Origin of the sequence: Pandoraea pnomenusa (assembly GCF_000767615.3) — a bacterium.
Classification (GTDB): Bacteria; Pseudomonadota; Gammaproteobacteria; order Burkholderiales; family Burkholderiaceae; genus Pandoraea; species Pandoraea pnomenusa.
This window is the reverse complement of the sequence record NZ_CP009553.3, coordinates 5,262,063-5,282,683: the sequence shown is the minus strand read 5'-3', so window position 1 is coordinate 5,282,683 and position 20,621 is coordinate 5,262,063. Positions and strand designations below refer to the sequence as shown.

Sequence of the window (20,621 nt, the reverse complement as noted above, 5' to 3'; positions counted from 1 at the left end):
GGCCAGAGACCTGAGAAAGCGACCTGACAGTAACGACTTGCAACGTCCGGGCCTTATCCCTATCCGTCATATTTATTATGATAAATAGGATGGATTTGATCGTAGGTATAATGCTTTTCAGTGTCAACCGGAAAAAAACCCGAAGCCGATGCCGTCTTTCCCGACGGTAACTCACGAGGCGCCACATGGCATTGGATCCGCAAACGATGCGCGAGCCGTTGGAAATCAAACAGCAAAAACGCGGCGATCTGGTCGCCGAAGCCATCAAGCGCCTGATCACGGAAGGCAATCTTCTGCCCGGCGATCGTCTGCCGCGCGAAGTCGAGTTGCAGCAGATGTTCGGCGTGTCGAAGAGCACCATTCGCGAAGCGCTCAAGTCGCTCGAGGTGCAGGGGCTCATCAAGGTGAGCACGGGTCCGACGGGCGGCGGCATGGTGGTGGAAGTGCCGCTCGAGCGTACCTTCCAGCTGCTTCAGAACTATCTCTTCTTCAAGGAAGTGAGCATCGACGACATCTACACGGTGCGTCAGTTGCTCGAGCCCGAGCTCGCCGCCGGCGCGGTGCCGCATCTGACCGAGGCCGACTTCGAGGCGCTGGAGCACAACATGGCGTGCTGCAGTCCGGCGTCGCAGGATCGGCGCGAGCTGCTGCGCCAGCGTCAGGCCGACGTCGACTTTCACGACATTCTCGCGGCAGCGAATCCCAACAGCTTCCTGCGTTTCACGTGCGAACTCGTCAACGAGATGATTCGCCAGCTGATCGTGTTCGGCAACGAGACACCGCGCCGCGAGCACGAGAAGTTCGGCACGGCCAACGTCGACATTCACCGGCAGATCACCGACGCGGCGCGCGAAGGCGATGCGTCGCGCGTGCGCGAACTGATGCAGTTCCACATGCAGGAAGCGCGCACGTACATCAAGCGGATGAACGGCAAGTTGCGCGGACGCCTCATTCTCGATTCGGACATCGTCGACATGCAGCAACGCGTGCGCTCGCACAAGAGCAGCAGCGCGGCGGCGTCGGCGCCTGCGGGTGGCGCTCGGCGCAAAGCGGCCACGGGTGCGGCGTCGGCGGGCCGCGAGGCGGCGGCAACGAAGCGGACACCGCGCAGGACGTCGGGCGAGGGTGACACGGCGCAGACGGTGAAAGCCGTGCCGAAGACGATTCGGGCCACCCGGACGGCCGGGCCGGCCGGGCCGGCGAAAGCAACGAAGTCCGCGAGAGCAAAGGCAAAGGCGGGTGTCGTTGCGAAGTCGCCGGTGGCGCGAAAGCGTCGTGTCGTGGAAGACTGACTTTGCGCGCGCGCCGTTCACCGCCCGGCTACGGCCGGCTGTTGCTGCGTGCAGCAGTGGACGCCGCCGCCGCGCCGCGCGATGGCGCGTAGCGGCAACTGCACGATGCGGCGCTCGGGAAACGCCCGCTGCACGATTTCGCGCGCATGCGCATCGGTCGCCGGATCGCCGAACGCCGCCATCACGACGCCGCCGTTCGGCAGATAGAAATTCACGTACTCGGGCGCAAAGTCGGCGTCGTTCGCCACATCGGCCGGCAGGGCATCGAAGTCGGGCGAGCGCAGCAGGCCGATGTCGAAATGCCGGCCGCGCGCGTCGCGCGCGAGCAGCAGCGCCCGCAGATTTTCACGCGCTTCACGCGACCACTCGTCGTCGCCGTCCGCACCCGTTGCGAGCAGTACGCCGGGGCGCACGAAGCTGGCCACGCCGTCGACATGACCGTCGGTGATCGTGTCGAGCCAGGAACCCGGCAACCACACCACGTGCGTCGCCCCCAGCCAGTGACGGAACAACGTTTCGGCCTCGCGACGCGTGAGGCCGGGATTGCGGTTCGGGTTGAGAATCGAAGTCTCCGTCACGATCAGCGTGCCTTCGCCGTCGACAAGCAGCGAGCCGCCCTCGGCCACGATCGGCGCGGCCGACGCACCCACGCCGAGCGTCAGTGCGACGCGTTCGGCCACGAGCGGGTCCGCCGCGGGCATCGGGCGCAGCTTTCTTCCCCAACTGTTGAAGTTCCAGCGCACCGCATGAAGCGCGGCCGTCTCGTCGACCACGAAGGTCGGCCCGGTGTCACGCATCCAGTGATCGTCGACCGGCATGGGGTGGAGCGTGGCGCTGGCGGGCAGCAGGCGCAACGCTTCGTCGAGATGCGCGGGATCGACGGCGACGTGCAACGGTTCGAACTGCGCAATGGCGTAGGCGATGCGCCCAAGTTCGTCGACGACGTCGGCGCGCTGTGTATCCGACAGGACCGTGTGGCCGGGCCACGCCATCCAGCCCGCCGTGTGCGGGTGCCATTCGGGCGGCATGCGCCAGGGGCCGTTGGACGGGGCGTCGGCGTCGCTGTCGGCACGGCCGGTGGCCGTGCGGGTGGCTCGAGGCGCGGTACGCCTGGAAATGGTGTCCGTCATGGTCGCGCTGCCATCAATGAGGTGCCGGGAGAATTTGCCGCCAGTGTAGGGGGCGCCCGGTGCGCGCGCACGACCTCAGGGCGGTGGCGAATCGGCCAGATGGACGCAGAGCCGCTTGAGCGCACGCACCTGGCGCAGCGCCACGCGCAGATCGCCTGTCGAAATTAGGCCGATGCCTCCCTCGTCGTCGCCCAACGGTTGCCCGTCGCGCTCGTAGACGACGAGCGCGCCCACGCCGACGGGCGTGTTGTAGAGCTCATGCCACGAGAACATGACGGTGTAGCCGTCTGCGCCCTGTGCCAGCACGAAGGCGCGTGTGAAGTCGCGTGCCTGCGGCATGCGTAATTGCGCGACGTCGAGCAGCGCGCTCAGGCGAACGCCCTTGTAGTCGCTCGCGCTGCGCACCTTGCGCCCGGATAGACACACGACATCGAGCGCTCCCGTCAGTTGCGTGGGCAGTCGTTTGAGCGCGCAAAGATCGAAGGAATGACGGCGCTTGACGCAACCGGACACGACGACCTCGTGCGAGGCGAGCGGCGCGGGGGAACGGGTGGCTGCGGGCCCGCCTGCTGGCTCGGATGCGGGCGCAGAGGATGAGGGACTTGCCATCGATCGCGCTTCGGCGCGGGTGGCAAGACGGGCATCCGTCGGGGCGGTCGACGGCACGCGCAGGGAATCGATGGGCATGACGGATTAGGCGTAGGTGAATTGGGGGCACCGGCCGTCCCAATATAGCGACCGGGCGCCGCCCGGACATACGATCCGCCTGATAGCCCCTATTTAAATGGGCGGGCGACGCACGCCACCGGCGAGCCGGTGCGGCGGCCCGCTCAGCTGCCGAATCGGGCGGTGCGCCGCTCGGGCCGCCGCGCCGCGACTTCCGCGAGCATGGCGCGCGCTTCCTGCACGTCCGCCAGCGTCTCGCCGCCATGCAGCGCATCGAGGGCATCGCGCAGGATCGCGACACAGTCGGCGTCGCCTTGCGGGTTGTCGTCGCCCAGGCGCAGCAGACTCAGCGCCGCGCGCAGCGTGAGCATCGGCGAAGCCTGTGCCTGGGCGATCTGCAGCGCGTGTTCGAGCCACGGGCGCACGCTGTCGATGGGATGATGTCCCGCGCGCAGGAAGTCGCCCTTCTGGCGCAGGAATTCTGCTTGCCAGTGGCCGTCGGCCCGACGGGCCGCCACGTGCGCGCCGCGTTCGGTGACATGCAGACCGAGCGCGATATCGCCCGTGCCCGCGCACGCCTCGGCCATCATGCCGAAGAAGATGCCCTCGACGCCGCCCATGATTTCGCTCAGGCGTCCGACACTGTCCGTAATGCGTTCGAGCCCGCTCGCGTCGCCGCGCGAGGCGAGCGCCCAACCGCGAATCGTCTGGCCGGCAAGCGCCCACAGCGCCACGCCGGTCTCCGTCGCCACTTCGGTGGCTTCGCTCGCCAGCGCTTCGGCCGAGGCGACTTCGCGCCGCAGACGTCGCAACATCGCCGCGAACACCAGGGCGAACGAGAACGAGTAACGACGGCCGTTCTGACGCCCCAACGCCAGCGCGGTCTCGCTGGCCGAGAGCGACGCATCGTGGCGCCCGGTGAACCAGTAGGCCCACGACAGGAACGACAACCCGGTGATGCGGGCGTCTTCGCCTAGGCCGGTGTCGGCATGCTCCGCACGGTAGTGCGAGAGCCCGGTCTCCAGCGCGGTGACGGCGCCGCCGAAGTCGCCGTGGCAGCACAGGCTGTTGCCCAGTGCGTAATAGGCGTGCGCGAGCAGTGGTGCGGCGTCGGCCTGCTCGGCGATCAGAATGAGCTTGCGCGCGAGTTCGATGCTGCGGTCGAAATCGCTCCACGAACTGGACCCGAGCCACAGCCCCCAGTAGACCGGGAACAGGGCGATGTCGTCGCCCATCGGCTGCGCCAGGGCCAGCGCGGTCTCGAAGTTGTGACGCGCGGGCTCCGAACCGTACCCATGCAGCGAGACGAGCGGCACGCCGAGCGCCATGCGCAGTTGCAGTTCGCGCTGCGCGGTCTGCGCTCCGCCGCCGGTCTGACGCAGCACGTCGAGCGCGCTCTGATAGTGCGCGCAGGCTTCGCGGAACGCCTGGCGCTCGGTCGCGTACTGGCCGGCGAGACGATAGTGCTCGATCGCGGCGTCGGGTTCGTCGGCCTGGCGGAAGTGCCAGGCAAGCACTTCAGGCTCCGCATGGACCGCCGCCGCGCCATGTTCGCGCATGGCAAGGGCAATGCGGCGGTGGGCGTCCTGGCGTCGCTCCTGCGGTTGCGCATCGTATGCGGCCTTGTGCAGCAGCGCATGACGGAAGACGTAGCGTCCGTTGTCCTGGCGGTGCACGAGCGAGCAGGCGACGAGCGTGTCGAGCGCGCGCTCGACGAGCGCCATCGAACGGCCGCTCGCGGCCGCGAGCAGAGCGGTGTCGAACTCCTGGCCAAGACACGATGCGAAGTGCGCCACGGGCTTGGCGCTGCCGGCGGCGTCGATGCGCGCCATCATCAGCTCCTGCAGGCTCGCGGGCATGGGCATCGCGCTGGCGGCGCCGCGTCCGCCTTGCTGCGCGGCGGTTGCGCGCGCCAGTTCCTGAAGGAACAGCGGCACCCCCTCGGCGAGTGCCACAATGCGCTCGCGCATCGCCGCCGGCAGTGCGACGCGGGGCGTGGCGGCGCGCACGATGGAGGCCGCCGCACCCGCATCGAGGGGCATCAGATCGATGCGGCGCAGTGCCACCGTGTGGCGCCAGGGCAGTTCGAATTCCGGGCGCGCGCAGACAATGAGCAAACGACCGGCGGGCGGGTTCTCCGCCATGAACGCGAGCAGTTCCTGCGTGGAAGGGTCGACCCAGTGCGCATCGTCGAGCACAAGCACGCCGCCGTCGGGCAGCAAGGCGGCGAGCAAGGCGGGCGCTTCGTCCAGCACGGCCTGCTTCCAGGCGTGCGGCACATTGCCGTCGGCCTGCATGTCGAACAGCGCGCGAAGGCGCCGGTGCGCGAGCAGGGCGGGTTGCGGCAATTGCGAAGCGTCGTCCGACGACTGCGTGCGCAGCCAGCGCGCGATCGGATGAAAGGGCGTGCCGGCGCCGTCTTGCGCACAGGTCAGTTCGATGGCGCGCAAGCTGCGCGTCTCGATGAAGTGACGCACCAGTGCCGACTTGCCGATACCCGCTTCGCCGATCACGAGTGCGGGCAGGCCTTGTCCGGCGTTGGCGGCCCGCACGGCCGCGTGCACGGCCGCCAGGTCGGCGAGCGCGGCATCGCGCCCGAAGAGCATGGCGGCGCGGCGGCGCGAACGACGCTCCGGGGTCGGGTCGGGATTGACGCGAAAGACCGGAATGTCGCGATTGGCGTGGCGTTCGCGCACGCTGCCGTGCGGCGTGGTGGCGATCGACACGCCGATGAGTCGCTGCGTGGCGTCGCAAACCACGACCTCGCCGGGCAGCGCCAGGTCGGCGAGCTGCGTGGCGCAGCGTGAAACGCGTCCACCGGTGTCGGGGCTGTCATCGGCGACCGAACTGATGACCAGGCCGGTGTGCACGCCCACGCCGATGCCGACGTGCGCGGTGCCGGCGTGCACGCAGCGCATGGCCGCCTCTACGGCATGGCGCCCGGCGCCTTCCAGCGCGGTCGGGTAACCGAAGTAGCCAAGCAGGCCGCCAGTGGGCGTGCGCAACGTGTAGCCCCACGACTGGCGCAGGATCGTTTCGCATTGCACGAGCGGCGGGCGCATCATGCCCACGAACTGATCGGGATCGTCCATGCCGCCGTTGGGCGAGAACTCGATGGCCACGACCGTCAACTGACGACGTTCCGGACCGGTGGCGCGTTGTTCCATGCGCGCGGGAGGTGTCTCCAGCAACTGCGTGAGCGCCTTGCCGGGGAGCTCGCCGAGTTCCTCCTGCAGGATGTCGCACAGGCGCCGGTATTCGGTTTCGGCTTCGTCGCGGCGACCGGCGCGCAGCAGCAACGCGAGCAGGCACTGCCAGCCGGACTCGTCGAACGGCGCGAGCGTGACGAGCTGGCGCGCGTGCGCGAGCGCCTGATCGAGATCGCCCAGGCGCGCGTAACCGTCGGCGAGCAAGCGCTCACCGAAGACGCGGCGGCGCTGGTACTCGTCGCGTTGGAGTTCTATCCATTGTTCGAGATCAGGCGTGTCGCGCACCGACAGGCCATGCAGGAACGGTCCCTGATAGAGCGCCACGGCGTCGGCCAGATGCTGCAGTTGCGCTGCCAGATCCAGACCGGTGACGGTGTCGAGCGAACGGCTTGCCTGCTCGATCATGCTCGCGAACACGTGGGCGTCGATCCACAGCCCCGTCTCGGGACGCAGTCGTACGACCTGGCGGTCGGATTCGAAGAGTTCGTCGCCCAGGGTGTCGCGCAGGTGGAACAGCATGCGCTTGAGCTTGTCGCGCCCGCCCTGGCCGTCTTCATCGGGCCAGAACAGGTCCGCGAGGGCGCCGCGGGTGTGATAACCCGGCTGCAGGGCGAGATAGGCCAGCAAGCCGCGCGCCTTGGTGTACTTCACGGCGCAGGCTTGTTTGCCTTGTTCGACCCGCATTGGACCGAGCAGGTAGAGCGATCTGGTGGCTTGCATTGTCCCTGGACGGCAAATAGGCAACACCGGCGCACACGCAGAGGTGTTGCACCGGTGTCGCGAATTTCATGATGTCGTCGCGCCGGCCCGATCGGTTCGGAGTGCGGCGTGAGTACCGCATTCGGGGCCAAACCCACCAGACCTCCGACGTGACGCCAAGGCCGTTCCGGGGGGGCTCCGGCCAAATGCTTCACGTATTACAGACCGAAGTATAAACACACGCATGAACTCCGTCGGAAATACCTGAGAAATTCTCGCGAAACTGTCGGAATTGCGCCATACACGCGGCTTTCCGCGGGGACGGCGTTTCCGCTGGACCGGGAACCGGACGCCGTCGGTATCGATGCCATTCGTCGGGGCTCGATGGGGGGCCTGTTCGCCTGACGTCTTGTCAGTCGAAACGCGGATCTCGCCGTATTCGCGTGCGCCCTGCACAAAAATTATGCAACCACGATTCGGGCATACCTGGGGATTACCCGTAGAGTCATCCACGCCGCCGCCGCGACGAGACTTCCATGTCGAAAGCGCAATGCACTTGCTTTCAGTGACTTACCCGCGGCGCGCACCTCATTGGTGCGCAATCATGGCGAATGGCGAGAGAAACAAGCGGAGATTCAGCGAAGCCGTCGAGCAATTAGATATTGAAATGCAAATCATTCTTATTTATATTCGCGACCCAGACTGTTTCGCTCACCTATCGGCGGTAATTTTGCCGTTCTTCGACAACGATCATGATGCAACGCAAGCCCCTCGCGCTCACGATGATGGCGCTCTTCGCCACGCCGCTCGCCATTCCCTGTTCCGCTTCGGCCGCCGCGCAGGGCGGGGCCGTTTCCGAGGCGACCACGGTAGCCGAAGCCGCCACCTCCGGAACCACGCCGGCCGCTCCCGCCGCAACGTTGCCGCAAACCGACGTGTCGGGCGCGTCGATTCGCGACGAGTACCAGCGTGACATGGCTACCGTCGGCGGCAAGGTGCCCACGGCGATCCGCGACATTCCGCAGTCCGTCACGGTGATCGACAAGGCCGTGATGCAGGCGCAGGGCGCAACGTCGTTTGCCGATGCCCTGCGCAATTCGCCCGCCATCACGCTCGGCGGTGCCGAGGGCGGGCAGATCGGCAACAACATCAATCTGCGCGGCTTCACCGCGCGCACCGACATTTATCTGGACGGCTTCCGCGATCGCGGCCAGTACTACCGCGACACGTTCAATCTCGATTCGATCGAAGTGCTCGAGGGGCCGTCGTCGATGCTCTTCGGCCGCGGATCGACCGGGGGTGTCATCAACCAGGTGAGCAAGCAGGCGAACCTCAAGCCGCTCAACGAAGTGTCGGGCACCATCGGCACGAACGACAGGTATCGCGGCACGTTCGACTTCAATCATCCGCTCTCGGACACGGCGGCCTTTCGCATCAATGGGTTCGCGCAGGACATCCATACCACGCGCGACGTCATGAACAATCGGGACTGGGGCGTCGCACCCACGCTCAAGCTCGGCATCGGTACCCCCACGCAGATCACGCTCTCGGCGCTGATCGAGCACAACCGCGACATGGCGGACTACGGCACGGTGGGCTACAACGGCAGTCCGCTGCCCATCTCCAAAAACCAGTTCTACGGCCTGACGACCGATCGCACGGTGCAGGACGTGATGAGCTTCTCGGCGAAGATCGAACACAAGGTCGACGACAGCCTGAAGATTACCAACCAGACGCAGTACAGCCGCTATGTCATCGACGCCATCGAGACCTCGTCGCACGCGGTGGGCATTCGCAACGGCTCGGGCGGCTTCACCGCGCTGCCGGTCGGACGCACGGCAGGGATTCCCTCGTATTCGCTCGATCAGCTCTGGGTGCAGTTGCAGAGTCACGATCGCAAGATCACCGACTCGTCGCTTTACAACCAGACTGACGTGGTGAAAACGTTCACCACCGGGCCATTCACGCACACACTCATCGCCGGGGCGGAGATCGGGCACGATACGTACGAGAACCAGGCCTACTCACGCACCGGCGCCGGGCAGTCCACGGGGTTTCTCGGCTGGATTCCCGCCAATAGCACGGCGTACTACGCGAATCTGCCGAACGTGACGACCACCGCGGGCAATTTCGCGCAGGGCAGCGCACAGACGGTGGCGTTCTACGCGAACGACACGATCGCGCTGAGCAAGCACTGGAAGTGGGTGGGCGGCCTGCGCTGGGATCGCTACAAGGCGCAGCTTTCGAACACCACGAGTTCACCGGGCTACGCCACGCAAACGGTCAATTACACGAGCGTGCGCACGGGCGTGATCTACCAGCCCAGCGAGGCGCAGTCGTATTACTTCTCGTACGGCACGTCGTTCAATCCGTCGCTCGAAGCGCTGACCGTGACGAACAACACGCAGGCGTTGCCGCCGGAGACGAACGAGTCGTTCGAGGTCGGCAGCAAGTGGAATCTGTTCGACGACAATCTCTCGATCAACACTGCACTGTTCCAGATCACCAAGAACAACGCTCGCACGCAGACCGGCACTTCCGGGCAGTACTCCAACGCGGGCAAGGTGCGCGTGCGCGGCGCCGAGGTGAGCGCAACTGGACACCTCACGCCGAACTGGCAAGTGATGGGCGGGTACATGTTCCTGAACTCGCAGGTCGTGCAGGCCAATGACGGCACGCAGGGCAACGCGCTGGCGAACACGCCCCGCCATTCCCTGACCCTCTGGTCCACCTATACGTTCGGACACTGGGAAGTCGGCGGCGGCATGAACTACATGTCGATGCGCTATGCCGCGAACACCAACCTGATCCGGGTGGGCGGCTATACTCGCTGGGACGCCACCGTCGCCTATCATCAACCGAAGTACGACATCCGCCTGAACCTGCTCAACGTCTTCAACAAGACGTATTTCGACTCGCTCATTCCGTCGGACGGGGGCCGCGCAGTGCCGGGTGTCGGACGCACGGCCATGCTCACCGGCACGTACCGGTTCTGATCGAATCCCGATCGCTTTCGAAGGAAATCCGTCGATGTTGCTGCGCATACCGAATGTCCTCAGTCCGGATCAGGTGAGCCGGGTTCGCGCCCGGCTCGACGGTGCGGGACCTGCCTGGGTAGACGGACTGGCGACGGCAGGCTATCAGGGGGCGCCCGTCAAGCAAAACCAGCAGATCGACGAGCGCTCCGACGTCGCGCGGGAACTGGGCGACGTGATACTTGGTGCGCTCGAGCGCAACCCGCTGTTCATCAGCGCGGCGCTGCCCAACAAGGTCTACGCCCCGATGTTCAACCGCTATGGTGAAGGCATGCACTTCGGCAATCATGTCGACGGGGCGATCCGGCTCCAGCCGGGCAGTGGCATGCGCATTCGCACCGATATCTCGGCCACGCTTTTTCTCGCATCGCCGCAGGAATACGACGGCGGCGAACTGGTGATCGAGGATCAGTACGGCGCGCACGAGGTGAAGCTGGCGGCGGGCGACATGGTGCTCTACCCGGCGACGAGTCTGCATCGCGTGAACCCGATCACGCGGGGCACGCGGGTGGGGTGCTTCTTCTGGGTGCAGAGTCTCGTGAAAGACGACACCCAGCGCACACTGCTGTTCGACATGGACAACGCGATCCAGCGGTTGAATTCGACGGACGCCGACGACACCGCGAGACGCACGCTGGTCGGCTGTTATCACAACCTGCTGCGCATCTGGAGCGAGACCTGACGAGGGGCGCGCGCGAACGCATCAACCGGTTCGCCGCACTGCATGAAAAAAAACGCCCGATCCCCGGGCAATCCGGGAACCGGGCGTCTCACGACATGCCGGGCGATCGCGCCCGGCGGCGCTGGCCTCGCGCTTATTGAGCCTGGCCTGCGGGCGGCTGCGTCGCCGGCGCGCTCTTGTGCATCGGACCGCGGTGCTGGCGTGCCTTGTCGTGCCAGGCCTTCATCTTGGCCCAGCGCGCCTTGATGGCGTTGCTCACGAGCACCTTCTGATCGTTGTTCAAGCCGTTGTACACGTTGAGCCAGGCGTCTTCGGTCTGGCTGCGCAGCTGACGGTTCTGATCGAACACCTTCTCGCGGGCCGCGCGCATGCCGGCCAGATCGAGCACCTGCTGGTCCTTCGCCTGCGCGAACATCTCGCGGAATTGCTCGCCGTTCTTGCGCATGGCGTCGCGATTCTGCTTCGACGTGTTCACCGCCTGCTGCCAGGCCTGCTCCTGCTGCGGGTTGAGCTTCAATTGATCGTGCAACTGGCGAATGTTGCCCAGGCCCCAGGGGCCATGTTCGCCGCGCATGTGATGCATGGCGGCATTCGGTCCCGTTGCCGGGGCCGTGGCATCTGCGGCGTGCGCCAGACCGACCATCGAAGTGGCGGTCAGGGCGGCGAGGGCGACGGAGGCGGCGGCGATCTTCAGTTTGCGCATGGTGTTAACTCCTTTGGGTACTGCCGGAATTGGCAGTTTCAGAGTAAGTCATCGTCGCGGCGAAGAAGTTGCAAAGTGCAACCGCTGTATTACCTGACGTTACCAGCGCCGACATTCGCAATATTCCGAAACGACTCGGCCCGCCCTTGCCGTCGAGCGACAAGGGCGGGCCGATCAAGCCGTCGCGCGACACGACGCGAGCGATGGGCTGTCGGTGGACGACCGATGAAATCAGTCCCAGGCGCCGCGACCGCCCGACACGCTGTATCGACCAGCGCCGAAGAGCATCACGCAAAGGCCGGCGAACAGGTAGAAGCCCTGGAGTTCAAGCGCCCAGCCGCCGGTCTTCGCGAGGTCGCCGAGCTGACCGAAGTGAACCAGGGTGAAGGCGATGATCATGTTGCCCACGACGAGCAGGCCGCCCAGTCGGGTGAGCACGCCCAGGATCAGCAGCACCGGCGCGAGCACCTCGCCCAGATAGACACCGTAGGCGAGCCAGCCCGGCAGACCGTGCGACGTGATCATGCCCTGGATGAACCCCACGCCGTTGATGACTTTGTTGATGCCGTGAAACAGCAGCAGGATACCGAGGGTGAGGCGCAGGATCAGTTTGCCGAGGTCGTCTCTGGTGCTCTGCATGGTTGAGGCTCCTTCTTGAATCGCGGGGTCGCGAAAGGGGGCTGAGAGTAACGGGGTGACACGCGCAAAGGGTGACGTGCCGGCCAAATGGGCATCACTGTATCAAATCGTTACCGCGCTGTCTGCGGGTGTCCCAGCGATTTCAGGGACCTGGCGCGAATCGGCCACGACGCGCCGATTACAAGCCGTTACTTTTCGGACTGCGCGGTTACACGGTCGCTGTCGGCGCGGTCTCGCGGTCCGCCGTTAATCCGCATAAGGACGCGGCGAATCGTTGGCAATCCCGCCACCGCCGAGCGTCCCCGCCGGTTTGCCGAACCCACCCGATATCGTGGTGTTCAGGCGTCCATCGAGCATTGCAAAGCCACTAAGGATTCCATCATGAACGTCCGTAAAACCCTGATTCTGAGCGCCGTGACCGTTGCCCTCGGCGGTGTGTTCGCCTCGCAGGCGTTTGCACAGGGCACTGCCACGCAAACCGCACGTGACATCCAGCAGCAGCAACGCATCGAGAACGGGCTCAAGAGCGGTCAACTGACCACGCACGAAGCCTCCAGGCTCGAGAAGGGCGAAGCGAAGATCGACAGGATGCAGGCGCACGCCGACCATACCGGCGACACCGCGGCCGAGCAGGCGCGTATCGCGAAGGCACAGAACAAGGAAAGCGCGAAGATCGAGCAACTCAAGCACAACGGTAAGGCAGGCAACCCCGTGTCGGCGTCGTCGGAGCGCATGCAGTCCGACGTTCAGCGCAACGTGAACCAGGAAAAGCGCATTGCGCAAGGTCAGGCCGCCGGCACGCTGAGCCACCAGCAGGTGGGTAATCTCGAGCGCGGCCAGGCGCATGTGGACGCCGCCGAGGCGCATGCCGGAAAGAACGGTCACGTGAGCGCTGGCGAGCAGGCGGGCGTTCAGCACCGCGAGAACCATCAGAGCCAACGCATCCGTCACGACAAGACGAACGGCTAAGCAAGCGGCCAGGCCGTTGCCGCCCGCCGCGAGCGGGCGTTCCCATGCATGACCAGCGCGCCACCCCTTGCCGGGTGGCGCGCTTGTTTTACGGCTATCATCGGCGTCACAACGACAACCGGAGGACCGGCAGGATGGAACTGGTGCAAGCGCAGAAGCTGCTCGATGAACTCGTCTCGCCGTGGGTGCGGCAATTGAATTTGCGGGTCGAGGCGGTCGGGCCCGAGCAGAGCGAGCTGCGGCTGCCGTTCGATGCCGCCTTCAAGCATGCCGGCGGCGTGATCTGCGGGCAGGTGTTCATGTCGGTGGCAGACACGGCGATGGTGGTGGCGCTGTCGGCCGCGCTCGGCGGCTTTCAGCCGATGACGACCGTCACGCTCAATACTCAGTTCATGCGCCCCGTGACGGACGGCGATCTGCGCATCGTCGCGCGCATTCTGCGTCGCGGCAAGAACCTGGTGTTCGGCGAAATCGAGATTCACGACGCATCCGGCAAGATGGCCGTGCACGCCACGACGACCTACGCATTGCTGTAAGCGTCGGCGGCATGGCGGGCGCCGGCCGTTCGGGTCGACGCGTTGCGTTGACGATGCGACGATCCGGGGATATCGCGGCGGAAGTCTCATGGCCGCGCACGCGCAAGGCCATTGCGCCACCACATCAACCCACCGGGGTATTCCATGTTCGATCAGATCGTATTTGCCGGCGGCGGCAACCGTTGCTGGTGGCAGGCCGGATTCTGGGAGCGGGTAACGCGCGACGTGCCGCTGCGTCCGCGCGTGATCACCGGGATATCGGCCGGCGCCGCCACGGCCTGCATGCTGCACATGCGCGAGTCGGACTGGGTGATGGACTATTACCGGCAGGCACTGGCGAGCAATCGCAAGAATGCCTACTGGGGCAATCTGCTGCGGCGCGAGCGTGTGTTCCCGCACTACCGGATTTATCGTCAGGCGCTGCTCGACATCTACGACGGGCAGCTCGCCAAGCTTGCCGCGGGGCCGGAAATACGGGTGGGCATCTCGCACATCCCGCGCTGGCTGGGGCCTCGCTCGGCAACGGCGGCGGGCCTGGTCGCGTTCAACATCGACAAGCACGTGCGCCGCACGCTGCATCCCACGCTCGCACGCCGCCTGGGCTTCACGCCGGAATTCGTGCGCGCGCAGGACTGCCGCACCGCGGCCGATCTCGCCGACCTGATGCTGCAGTCGTCGTGCACGCCACCGTTCACACCGATTCTGCGGCGCGCGGGGCGGGCCGTGCTCGACGGTGGCATGGTCGACAACGTTCCTGTCGACGCGCTGGACGCCGTGCCGGGGCAGGTGCTCGTGATGGTAACGCGCCGCTATCCGCGCCCGCAGATGTTCACGCAGCATCACGCGGGGCAGGACCGGCTGTACGTGCAGCCGTCAGAGGCGGTGCCGATCTCCAGCTGGGATTACACGCGCCCCGACATGATGCGTCCGGCCTTCGAACTGGGCCGGCGCGACGGCGAGACGTTCCTGCGACATCTGGACACGATGAAGTAGGCGCCGTTGCGAAGACCGACGATGCCGGCCGACACCCTCAACGTCCGAAGCCAAGCAGCGCGGCCGGATTCGCGACGTGCGCGCGATCGCCGTTCAGGAAGTCGACGATGTTCTGGAACGCCACGCGGAAATACATTTCGTAGCTCTCGCGCTCCACGTAGCCGATATGCGGCGTGCACACGCAATTCTCCAGCCGCAGCAGCGGATTGCCTTGCAGAATCGGTTCGCTCTCGAAGACGTCGATGGCGGCCATGCCCGGACGCCCGCGGTTCAGGGCCGTGATGAGGGCGTTTTCTTCCACCAGTTCCGCGCGGCTCGTGTTCACGAACAGGGCGGTCGGCTTCATCTGCAACAGGTCTTCCAGTTTCACGACGTGACGCGTTTCGTCGTTCAGGCGCAGATGCAGCGACAACACGTCGCTCTGGGCAAAGAGTGCTTCCTTGCTGTCGGCCACGCGCAGACCGTCGGCGGCGGCGGCCTCGCGCGAGCCTTCGCGCCCCCACACCATGACTTCCATGCCGAACGCGCGGCCATAGCCGGCCACGAGCCGGCCGATCTTGCCGTAGCCCCATAGGCCGAGCGTCTGGCCGCGCAAAACCTGCCCGAGGCCGAAGTTCGGCGGCATGCTCGACGACTTCAGTCCCGACTGCTGCCATGCGCCGTGCTTGAGGCTGGCCACGTATTGGGGAATGCGGCGCTGGGCGGCCATGATCAGGGCCCAGGTGAGTTCCGCCGGAGCCGTCGGCGAGCCCACGCCTTCGAGCACGGCCACGCCGCGCGCGGTGCAGGCCTCGATGTCGATATGGTTGCCGGCGCGACCGGTCTGGCTGATGACGCGCAGTCGCGGCAGTTTGTCGATGAGTTGTGCGGTGATGGCGGTGCGCTCGCGAATCAGGACGAGCACTTCCGCTTCGCCGACCCGGGCGGACAGTTGCCCGACACCCTTCACTGTGTTGTTGAAGACCTTGACGTCGTGACCGGCCAGCAGGGAGAAGCAGTCGAGCTTGCGCACAGCGTCCTGGTAGTCGTCGAGAATGGCAATTTTCATGGCAAAACGTAATCGGGTTGGCGCCGGACGAGGCGTCCGGCGCCAACGGAATCAATGTCGGAGGCCGCCGCGAAGGGGCGGGCGTACTGGTCGTTGACATGGCGGACGCGTCGGCGAAAACGCCCGGCCGGCCTTGTTGCGACGCAGCACCGGCGCATTTTGCGCGGTGGTATGCTGACGCCTCGTTTTGCATAGTATGGCAGGTGTCCTGGCAACCATGGCGAAACCGCCTCAACACGATGGCAAAAAATCGAACCCACCCCGCGAAAGCAAGTCGGACCTGGTGAGCGAGACGCTTGATGCGCACGTATCGGTGCGCGTGTTGCCCCCTGCCAACCCGCCGGTATCCCCAACCGGACGGGCCGCCTTGCGAGATTTCGTGCTCGCGAAGCTATCCGCGCAAAGCACACCCGGCGTCTGCGCGATGCGCACGCCCGGTGCCTGTCCCGATTCCTCGACTCTGCATGGAGACAACCCCCATGACGCAAGCCAGTGTGAGCGCCAGCGCGCTCAACGCCTCCTCCTCGTCCAATGTTGCAACGCGTGACCTGCCCGCCTGGGTGCGTCACCGCAAGCTGATCGACTGGGTGTCGCAGATCGCGGCGCATACCCAGCCCGAGCGCGTCGTCTGGTGCGACGGCTCCCAGCAAGAGTACGACCGTCTGTGCGAACAGATGGTGGCCGCCGGTACGATGCAGCGGCTCAACCCCGCCAAGCGCCCGAATTCGTTTCTCGCGCTGTCCGACCCATCGGACGTCGCGCGCGTTGAAGACCGGACGTTCATTTGCAGCGAGAAGCGCGAAGACGCCGGCCCGACCAATCATTGGATCGACCCGCGCGAGATGCGCACCACGCTCGACGGCCTGTTCCAGGGATGCATGCGTGGGCGCACGATGTACGTGGTGCCGTTCTCGATGGGACCGCTCGGCTCGCCCATCGCGCACATCGGGGTGGAGCTGTCCGATACGCCTTATGTGGCGGTGAACATGCGCATCATGACGCGCATGGGCCGCGATGTGTACGACGTGCTCGGCGAGGACGGCGAGTTCGTGCCCTGCGTGCACACCGTGGGCAAGCCGCTCGCCGCCGGCGAGAAGGACGTGGCGTGGCCGTGCAACAGCACCAAATACATCGTTCACTTCCCGGAAACCCGTGAGATCTGGAGCTACGGCTCGGGCTATGGCGGCAACGCGCTGCTGGGCAAGAAGTGTTTCGCGCTGCGCATCGCCTCGAAGATGGGGCGTGACGAAGGCTGGCTCGCCGAGCACATGCTAATCCTCGGCGTGACCTCGCCCGAAGGCCGGAAATACCACGTGGCGGCGGCATTCCCGTCGGCGTGCGGCAAGACCAACTTCGCCATGCTCATCGCGCCGAAGGGCTTCGAGGGCTGGAAAGTCGAGACGATCGGCGACGACATCGCCTGGATCAAGCCGGGCAAGGATGGTCGTCTTTACGCCATCAACCCGGAAGCCGGCTTCTTCGGCGTGGCGCCGGGCACGAGCGAGAAGACCAACCCGAACGCGCTCGCCACGCTGGGCGAGAACGTGATCTTCACCAACGTTGCGCTTACCGACGACGGTGACGTGTGGTGGGAGGGGCTGACCGACACGCCTCCCGCGCACCTGATCGACTGGCAGGGCAAGGACTGGACGCCGGAGATCGCACGGGAAACCGGGCGCAAGGCCGCGCATCCGAACTCGCGCTTCACGGCGCCGGCCGCACAGTGCCCGTCGATCGACCCCGATTGGGAGAACCCGGCCGGCGTGCCGATCGACGCGTTCATCTTCGGTGGGCGTCGTTCGACGACGGTGCCGCTGGTGACCGAGGCGCGCGACTGGACCGAAGGCGTGTACATGGCCGCGACGATGGGCTCGGAGACGACCGCCGCGGCGGCCGGCCAGCAGGGCGTGGTGCGTCGCGACCCGTTCGCGATGCTGCCGTTCTGCGGTTACAACATGAGCGACTACTTCCAGCACTGGCTCGACACTGGCGCGCATCTCGACAAGATGGGCGCGACCCTGCCGAAGATCTACTGCGTGAACTGGTTCCGCAAGGGCGCCGACGGCAAGTTCGTATGGCCGGGCTTCGGCGAGAACATGCGCGTGCTGGCCTGGATGCTCGGGCGCATCGACGGCAAGGCGCAGGGCGCGGAGCACGCGTTCGGCATCACGCCGCGTTACGAAGACCTGAACTGGAACGGGCTGTCGTTCACGCCGGCGCAGTTCGACGAGGTGACCTCAATGGATCCGGCCGCATGGCGTGACGAGCTGAAGCTGCACGCGGAGCTGTTCGAAACGCTCAGGCAAAACCTGCCTCAGGCACTGCTGGACACGAAGGCCGACATCGAGCGTCGCCTGAACAAGTGATGCCGCGCACGCCGGCATGACCGGCGCGCTGAAGGCGAAACGCCAATCGATCCCGCCGGTGGAAACGCCGGCGGGATTTTTTTGTCTCGTGATCGTTCCGACGGCCTTGTGACGTGGGGATTCCGGCGGTTTCGCGCGCTTGCGCGGCGATGGCATTTCCTCCGTTGTTCCGTTCGGACAACGATCTTCCGGTGACGCCAGTCTGACTGCGCATTAACCGGGAAGGCACCCCACCGCGCCACGGGGCCCCGTCATCTCATGACGCCGCCTCACGAGCCTGCATCACAATCGGTTTTCCACCGCGAACTTGATCAGTTCCGCCTGTCCTTCGATGCCGAGCTTGCGTTTGATGTTCAGGCGATGCGTCTCGACGGTGCGGACCGAGAGATCCATCTCGGTCGCGATCTGCTTGTTGGCCAGGCCGCGAGCAATGCGCGAGAGGATTTCGCGCTCACGAGGCGTGAGCGAGTCGATCGGCGCGTGCGACGTCGAGGCCTGCACCACGCGCGCGGCGATGGCGGCGCTGTAGTACGCGTCGCCTCGGGCCACGCGTTCGATGGCGGTCACGATTTCGTGCGCCGGTGCGTCCTTGAGCACATAGCCGCGCGCGCCGGCGCGCACGGCCTGGCGGACGTACTCCGCGTTGTCATGCATGGACAGGATCAGCACGGCGATGTGCGGAAACTGCTCGCGAAACAGGGCAGTCAGTTCGATGCCGTTCGTGCCGCGCATGCTGATGTCCATCAACGCCAGATCCGGCGACGACGTTTTCGCCCGGGCGAGGGCTTCGGCGGCGTTGCCGGCTTCGCCCACGACCTGAAGGTTCGGTGCGGCGTCGAAACGCGCGCGCAGTCCGTCGCGCACGAGCGGATGGTCGTCGATCAACAGCAGGCGGATGGGAGGGGCTTGCGTCATTGGCGTGAGGTTGCGCGAAGCGCCGCTTTCACGGCGGCGGGCGTGAGCGGGACCCACGCGCTGATGGTGGTGAGGCCGGGCCACGACTGGATGCCCAGCATGCCCCCGACGGCGTCGAGACGCTCGCGCATGTTGCGCAAGCCGATGCCGTGGCTGGGGTCGTGGTGCACGTCGGTCACGTCGAAGCCGCGCCCGTCGTCGGCGATCGACAGGTGAATGCCGTCGGGCTTGAAGATGAGCCGGATCGAGACGCGCGACGCGTGAGCGTGACGCTCGATGTTCGTCAACGCCTCCTGGGCGATGCGATACAGCATCGTCTTGATGTTGTCGTCGAGCACCGGGGGCTCGCCCTCGACATGCATGTCGACGGGCAATCCCGCGTGCGAGCCGAACTCGCGCGCGAGCTGATCGATGGCGGCAGCCAGTCCGAGGTCGTCGAGTGTGGCCGGGCGCAACGCCTGTGAAATCCGGCGGACCTCGCCGAGCGTGCCGTTCAATCGCTCGATGGCCACGCCGAGGGTGGCGCTGACCGCCGCGGGCGACCCCGGCAGGCGCATCGACGCCGATTCGAGCAGCAGCTTGACCGACACGAGGAGCTGGCTGATGCCGTCGTGCAACTCGCGCGAGATGCGTGAACGCTCGACTTCCTGCGACTCCACCACTTGACGCGCGAGCTGGCGCAGTTTGGCGTCGGCGGTCTTGAGTTCGGTGATGTTCACCACAAGTCCGCAAAGCCCCACGATGGCCAGACACGACGACGCGATGAGCGTGATCCAGATCAGCGTGCGATCGATGTTCGCCTGCGCACGCTCGTCCGACGCGCGCAGCGTGGCTTGCACATCGTCGAGATAAATCCCCGTGCCGATCATCCAGTTCCAGCGCGGCAGCGCGATCACGTAGCCGAGCTTCGGGGCCATCTGGTGCAGCGACGGCTTCTCCCACGGGTACTGCACGTAGCCGCCGCCGGCGCGTGCCGCGGCGATGAGACGCTGAATCGTGGGTGCCCCCGACTCGTCCTTGAGCGACCAGAGATTGTGGCCCACGAGCTCTGGCTGGCGCGGATGCATCAGGCTGCGGCCTTCGAGGTCATAGACAAAAAAGTAGCCGTCTTTGCCGAACTCCATGCGGGCCAGCGTGGCAAGGGCCTGCTCGCGCGCGGCCGGGGTGTCGGGGCCGTCGTACAGCGGCTCGATGGCATTGCGCGCCAGACCGACGTAATGCAGCAGCTCGGCCCGCTTGTTGGCCAGCGATGTGGTCTGCACGGCGTCGTGCTGCGCGCGCGAGAGTTCGTTGCCCTGGTGACGCACGGCAAGCGCGATGGCAACCATGGCCAACGCCACCGGCAGTAGTGCCAGGACGAAAAATTTCTGTCGGAGATTCATGGCATTCGGGAGACCTGCAACACCGCCTTTCACGGGTATGGCGGCAGGTGCGCTACGTAATAGCACGTAGCCGGCCTGCGTAGTTCCGCGCTTGTGGCACGGCGGTCAAACGCCAATACTACACGCCGAATCGTGGCCGGGGCTGCCGAGTGGTAACGGGCAAGCCTCCCGACGACGCGCTGCAAGCGGGTGTGCCCCCACACCGCCGTCTTGCGCCGCGTCGGCGGCGTCATCGACCCTCGCTGCATGCAGACCCCCGAAAAGAGGGGCGTGTCCAGAGAGCCACGGTTCGCGGCGCCGTCGGGGTGCCGAAACAAGAGGCGGAACAGCGCTGCAACGGCGCCGTTCCGGGATCGC

15 protein-coding genes are annotated in these 20,621 nt (G+C 65.9%); 7 read left to right on the top strand and 8 right to left on the bottom strand.

Features of this window, described 5'->3' with window-relative positions; genetic code table 11:
* The first annotated feature begins 185 nt into the window (after positions 1 to 185).
* Complete coding sequence (locus LV28_RS47745; RefSeq protein WP_023872741.1) at positions 186 to 1,292, top strand: FadR/GntR family transcriptional regulator; 1,107 nt, start codon at positions 186 to 188, stop codon at positions 1,290 to 1,292.
* 17 nt (positions 1,293 to 1,309) lie between these two features.
* On the opposite strand, the gene LV28_RS47740 is transcribed toward LV28_RS47745, so the two are convergent.
* From LV28_RS47740 to LV28_RS47730, 3 genes are all read right to left on the bottom strand, one after another.
* The gene (locus tag LV28_RS47740; protein WP_023598176.1) at positions 1,310 to 2,422 is read right to left on the bottom strand and encodes an agmatine deiminase family protein; all 1,113 of its coding nucleotides are present in this window, start codon (positions 2,420 to 2,422) and stop codon (positions 1,310 to 1,312) included.
* A gap of 75 nt (positions 2,423 to 2,497) precedes the next feature.
* Positions 2,498 to 3,109 (bottom strand): molybdopterin-dependent oxidoreductase, encoded by a 612-nt coding sequence (locus LV28_RS47735; RefSeq protein WP_048806493.1) that lies wholly within the window; start codon positions 3,107 to 3,109, stop codon positions 2,498 to 2,500.
* A gap of 143 nt (positions 3,110 to 3,252) precedes the next feature.
* Positions 3,253 to 7,017 (bottom strand): AfsR/SARP family transcriptional regulator, encoded by a 3,765-nt coding sequence (locus LV28_RS47730; protein WP_081326980.1) that lies wholly within the window; start codon positions 7,015 to 7,017, stop codon positions 3,253 to 3,255.
* A 731-nt stretch (positions 7,018 to 7,748) separates the two neighbouring features.
* On the opposite strand from LV28_RS47730, the gene LV28_RS47725 reads away from it, so the two are divergent.
* Both LV28_RS47725 and LV28_RS47720 read left to right on the top strand, forming a co-directional pair.
* The gene (locus tag LV28_RS47725; RefSeq protein WP_038619409.1) at positions 7,749 to 9,992 is read left to right on the top strand and encodes a TonB-dependent receptor; all 2,244 of its coding nucleotides are present in this window, start codon (positions 7,749 to 7,751) and stop codon (positions 9,990 to 9,992) included.
* A gap of 34 nt (positions 9,993 to 10,026) precedes the next feature.
* Entirely contained in the window at positions 10,027 to 10,713 is a 687-nt protein-coding gene (locus tag LV28_RS47720) for a Fe2+-dependent dioxygenase (RefSeq protein WP_023598172.1), read from the top strand.
* A 133-nt stretch (positions 10,714 to 10,846) separates the two neighbouring features.
* On the opposite strand, the gene LV28_RS47715 is transcribed toward LV28_RS47720, so the two are convergent.
* Together LV28_RS47715 and LV28_RS47710 are read right to left on the bottom strand one after the other, a co-directional pair.
* A complete protein-coding gene (locus tag LV28_RS47715) occupies positions 10,847 to 11,416 on the bottom strand; it encodes a Spy/CpxP family protein refolding chaperone (RefSeq protein WP_023598171.1) in 570 nt (189 codons plus the stop codon).
* A 231-nt stretch (positions 11,417 to 11,647) separates the two neighbouring features.
* Positions 11,648 to 12,055 (bottom strand): DoxX family protein, encoded by a 408-nt coding sequence (locus LV28_RS47710; RefSeq protein WP_023598170.1) that lies wholly within the window; start codon positions 12,053 to 12,055, stop codon positions 11,648 to 11,650.
* 381 nt (positions 12,056 to 12,436) lie between these two features.
* Here LV28_RS47710 and LV28_RS47705 point away from each other — a divergent pair, with 381 nt between their 5' ends.
* The 3 genes from LV28_RS47705 to LV28_RS47695 all read left to right on the top strand — a co-directional run bounded on the left by LV28_RS47705 (position 12,437) and on the right by LV28_RS47695 (position 14,553).
* A complete protein-coding gene (locus LV28_RS47705; protein WP_023872747.1) occupies positions 12,437 to 13,024 on the top strand; it encodes a hypothetical protein in 588 nt (195 codons plus the stop codon).
* Positions 13,025 to 13,158: 134 nt separating this feature from the next.
* On the top strand, positions 13,159 to 13,560 hold the full coding sequence (locus LV28_RS47700) for a PaaI family thioesterase (RefSeq protein WP_023598168.1): 402 nt from the start codon (positions 13,159 to 13,161) through the stop codon (positions 13,558 to 13,560).
* 144 nt (positions 13,561 to 13,704) lie between these two features.
* Positions 13,705 to 14,553 carry a patatin-like phospholipase family protein gene (locus LV28_RS47695; RefSeq protein ID WP_038619412.1) on the top strand — a complete coding sequence of 283 codons (849 nt, stop codon included), beginning with the start codon at positions 13,705 to 13,707 and terminating at the stop codon, positions 14,551 to 14,553.
* A 37-nt stretch (positions 14,554 to 14,590) separates the two neighbouring features.
* Here LV28_RS47695 and LV28_RS47690 read toward each other — a convergent pair whose 3' ends face one another.
* Entirely contained in the window at positions 14,591 to 15,601 is a 1,011-nt protein-coding gene (locus LV28_RS47690; protein ID WP_023598166.1) for a D-2-hydroxyacid dehydrogenase family protein, read from the bottom strand.
* 479 nt (positions 15,602 to 16,080) lie between these two features.
* On the opposite strand from LV28_RS47690, the gene LV28_RS47685 reads away from it, so the two are divergent.
* Entirely contained in the window at positions 16,081 to 17,967 is a 1,887-nt protein-coding gene (locus LV28_RS47685; protein ID WP_023598165.1) for a phosphoenolpyruvate carboxykinase (GTP), read from the top strand.
* Positions 17,968 to 18,249: 282 nt separating this feature from the next.
* On the opposite strand, the gene LV28_RS47680 is transcribed toward LV28_RS47685, so the two are convergent.
* Together LV28_RS47680 and LV28_RS47675 are read right to left on the bottom strand one after the other, a co-directional pair.
* Positions 18,250 to 18,882, bottom strand: a complete 633-nt coding sequence (locus LV28_RS47680; RefSeq protein WP_023598163.1) for a response regulator — start codon at positions 18,880 to 18,882, stop codon at positions 18,250 to 18,252.
* A complete protein-coding gene (locus tag LV28_RS47675) occupies positions 18,879 to 20,264 on the bottom strand; it encodes a cache domain-containing protein (protein ID WP_023598162.1) in 1,386 nt (461 codons plus the stop codon). Before LV28_RS47675 ends, LV28_RS47680 begins: the two co-directional genes overlap by 4 nt.
* Positions 20,265 to 20,621 lie beyond the last annotated feature (357 nt).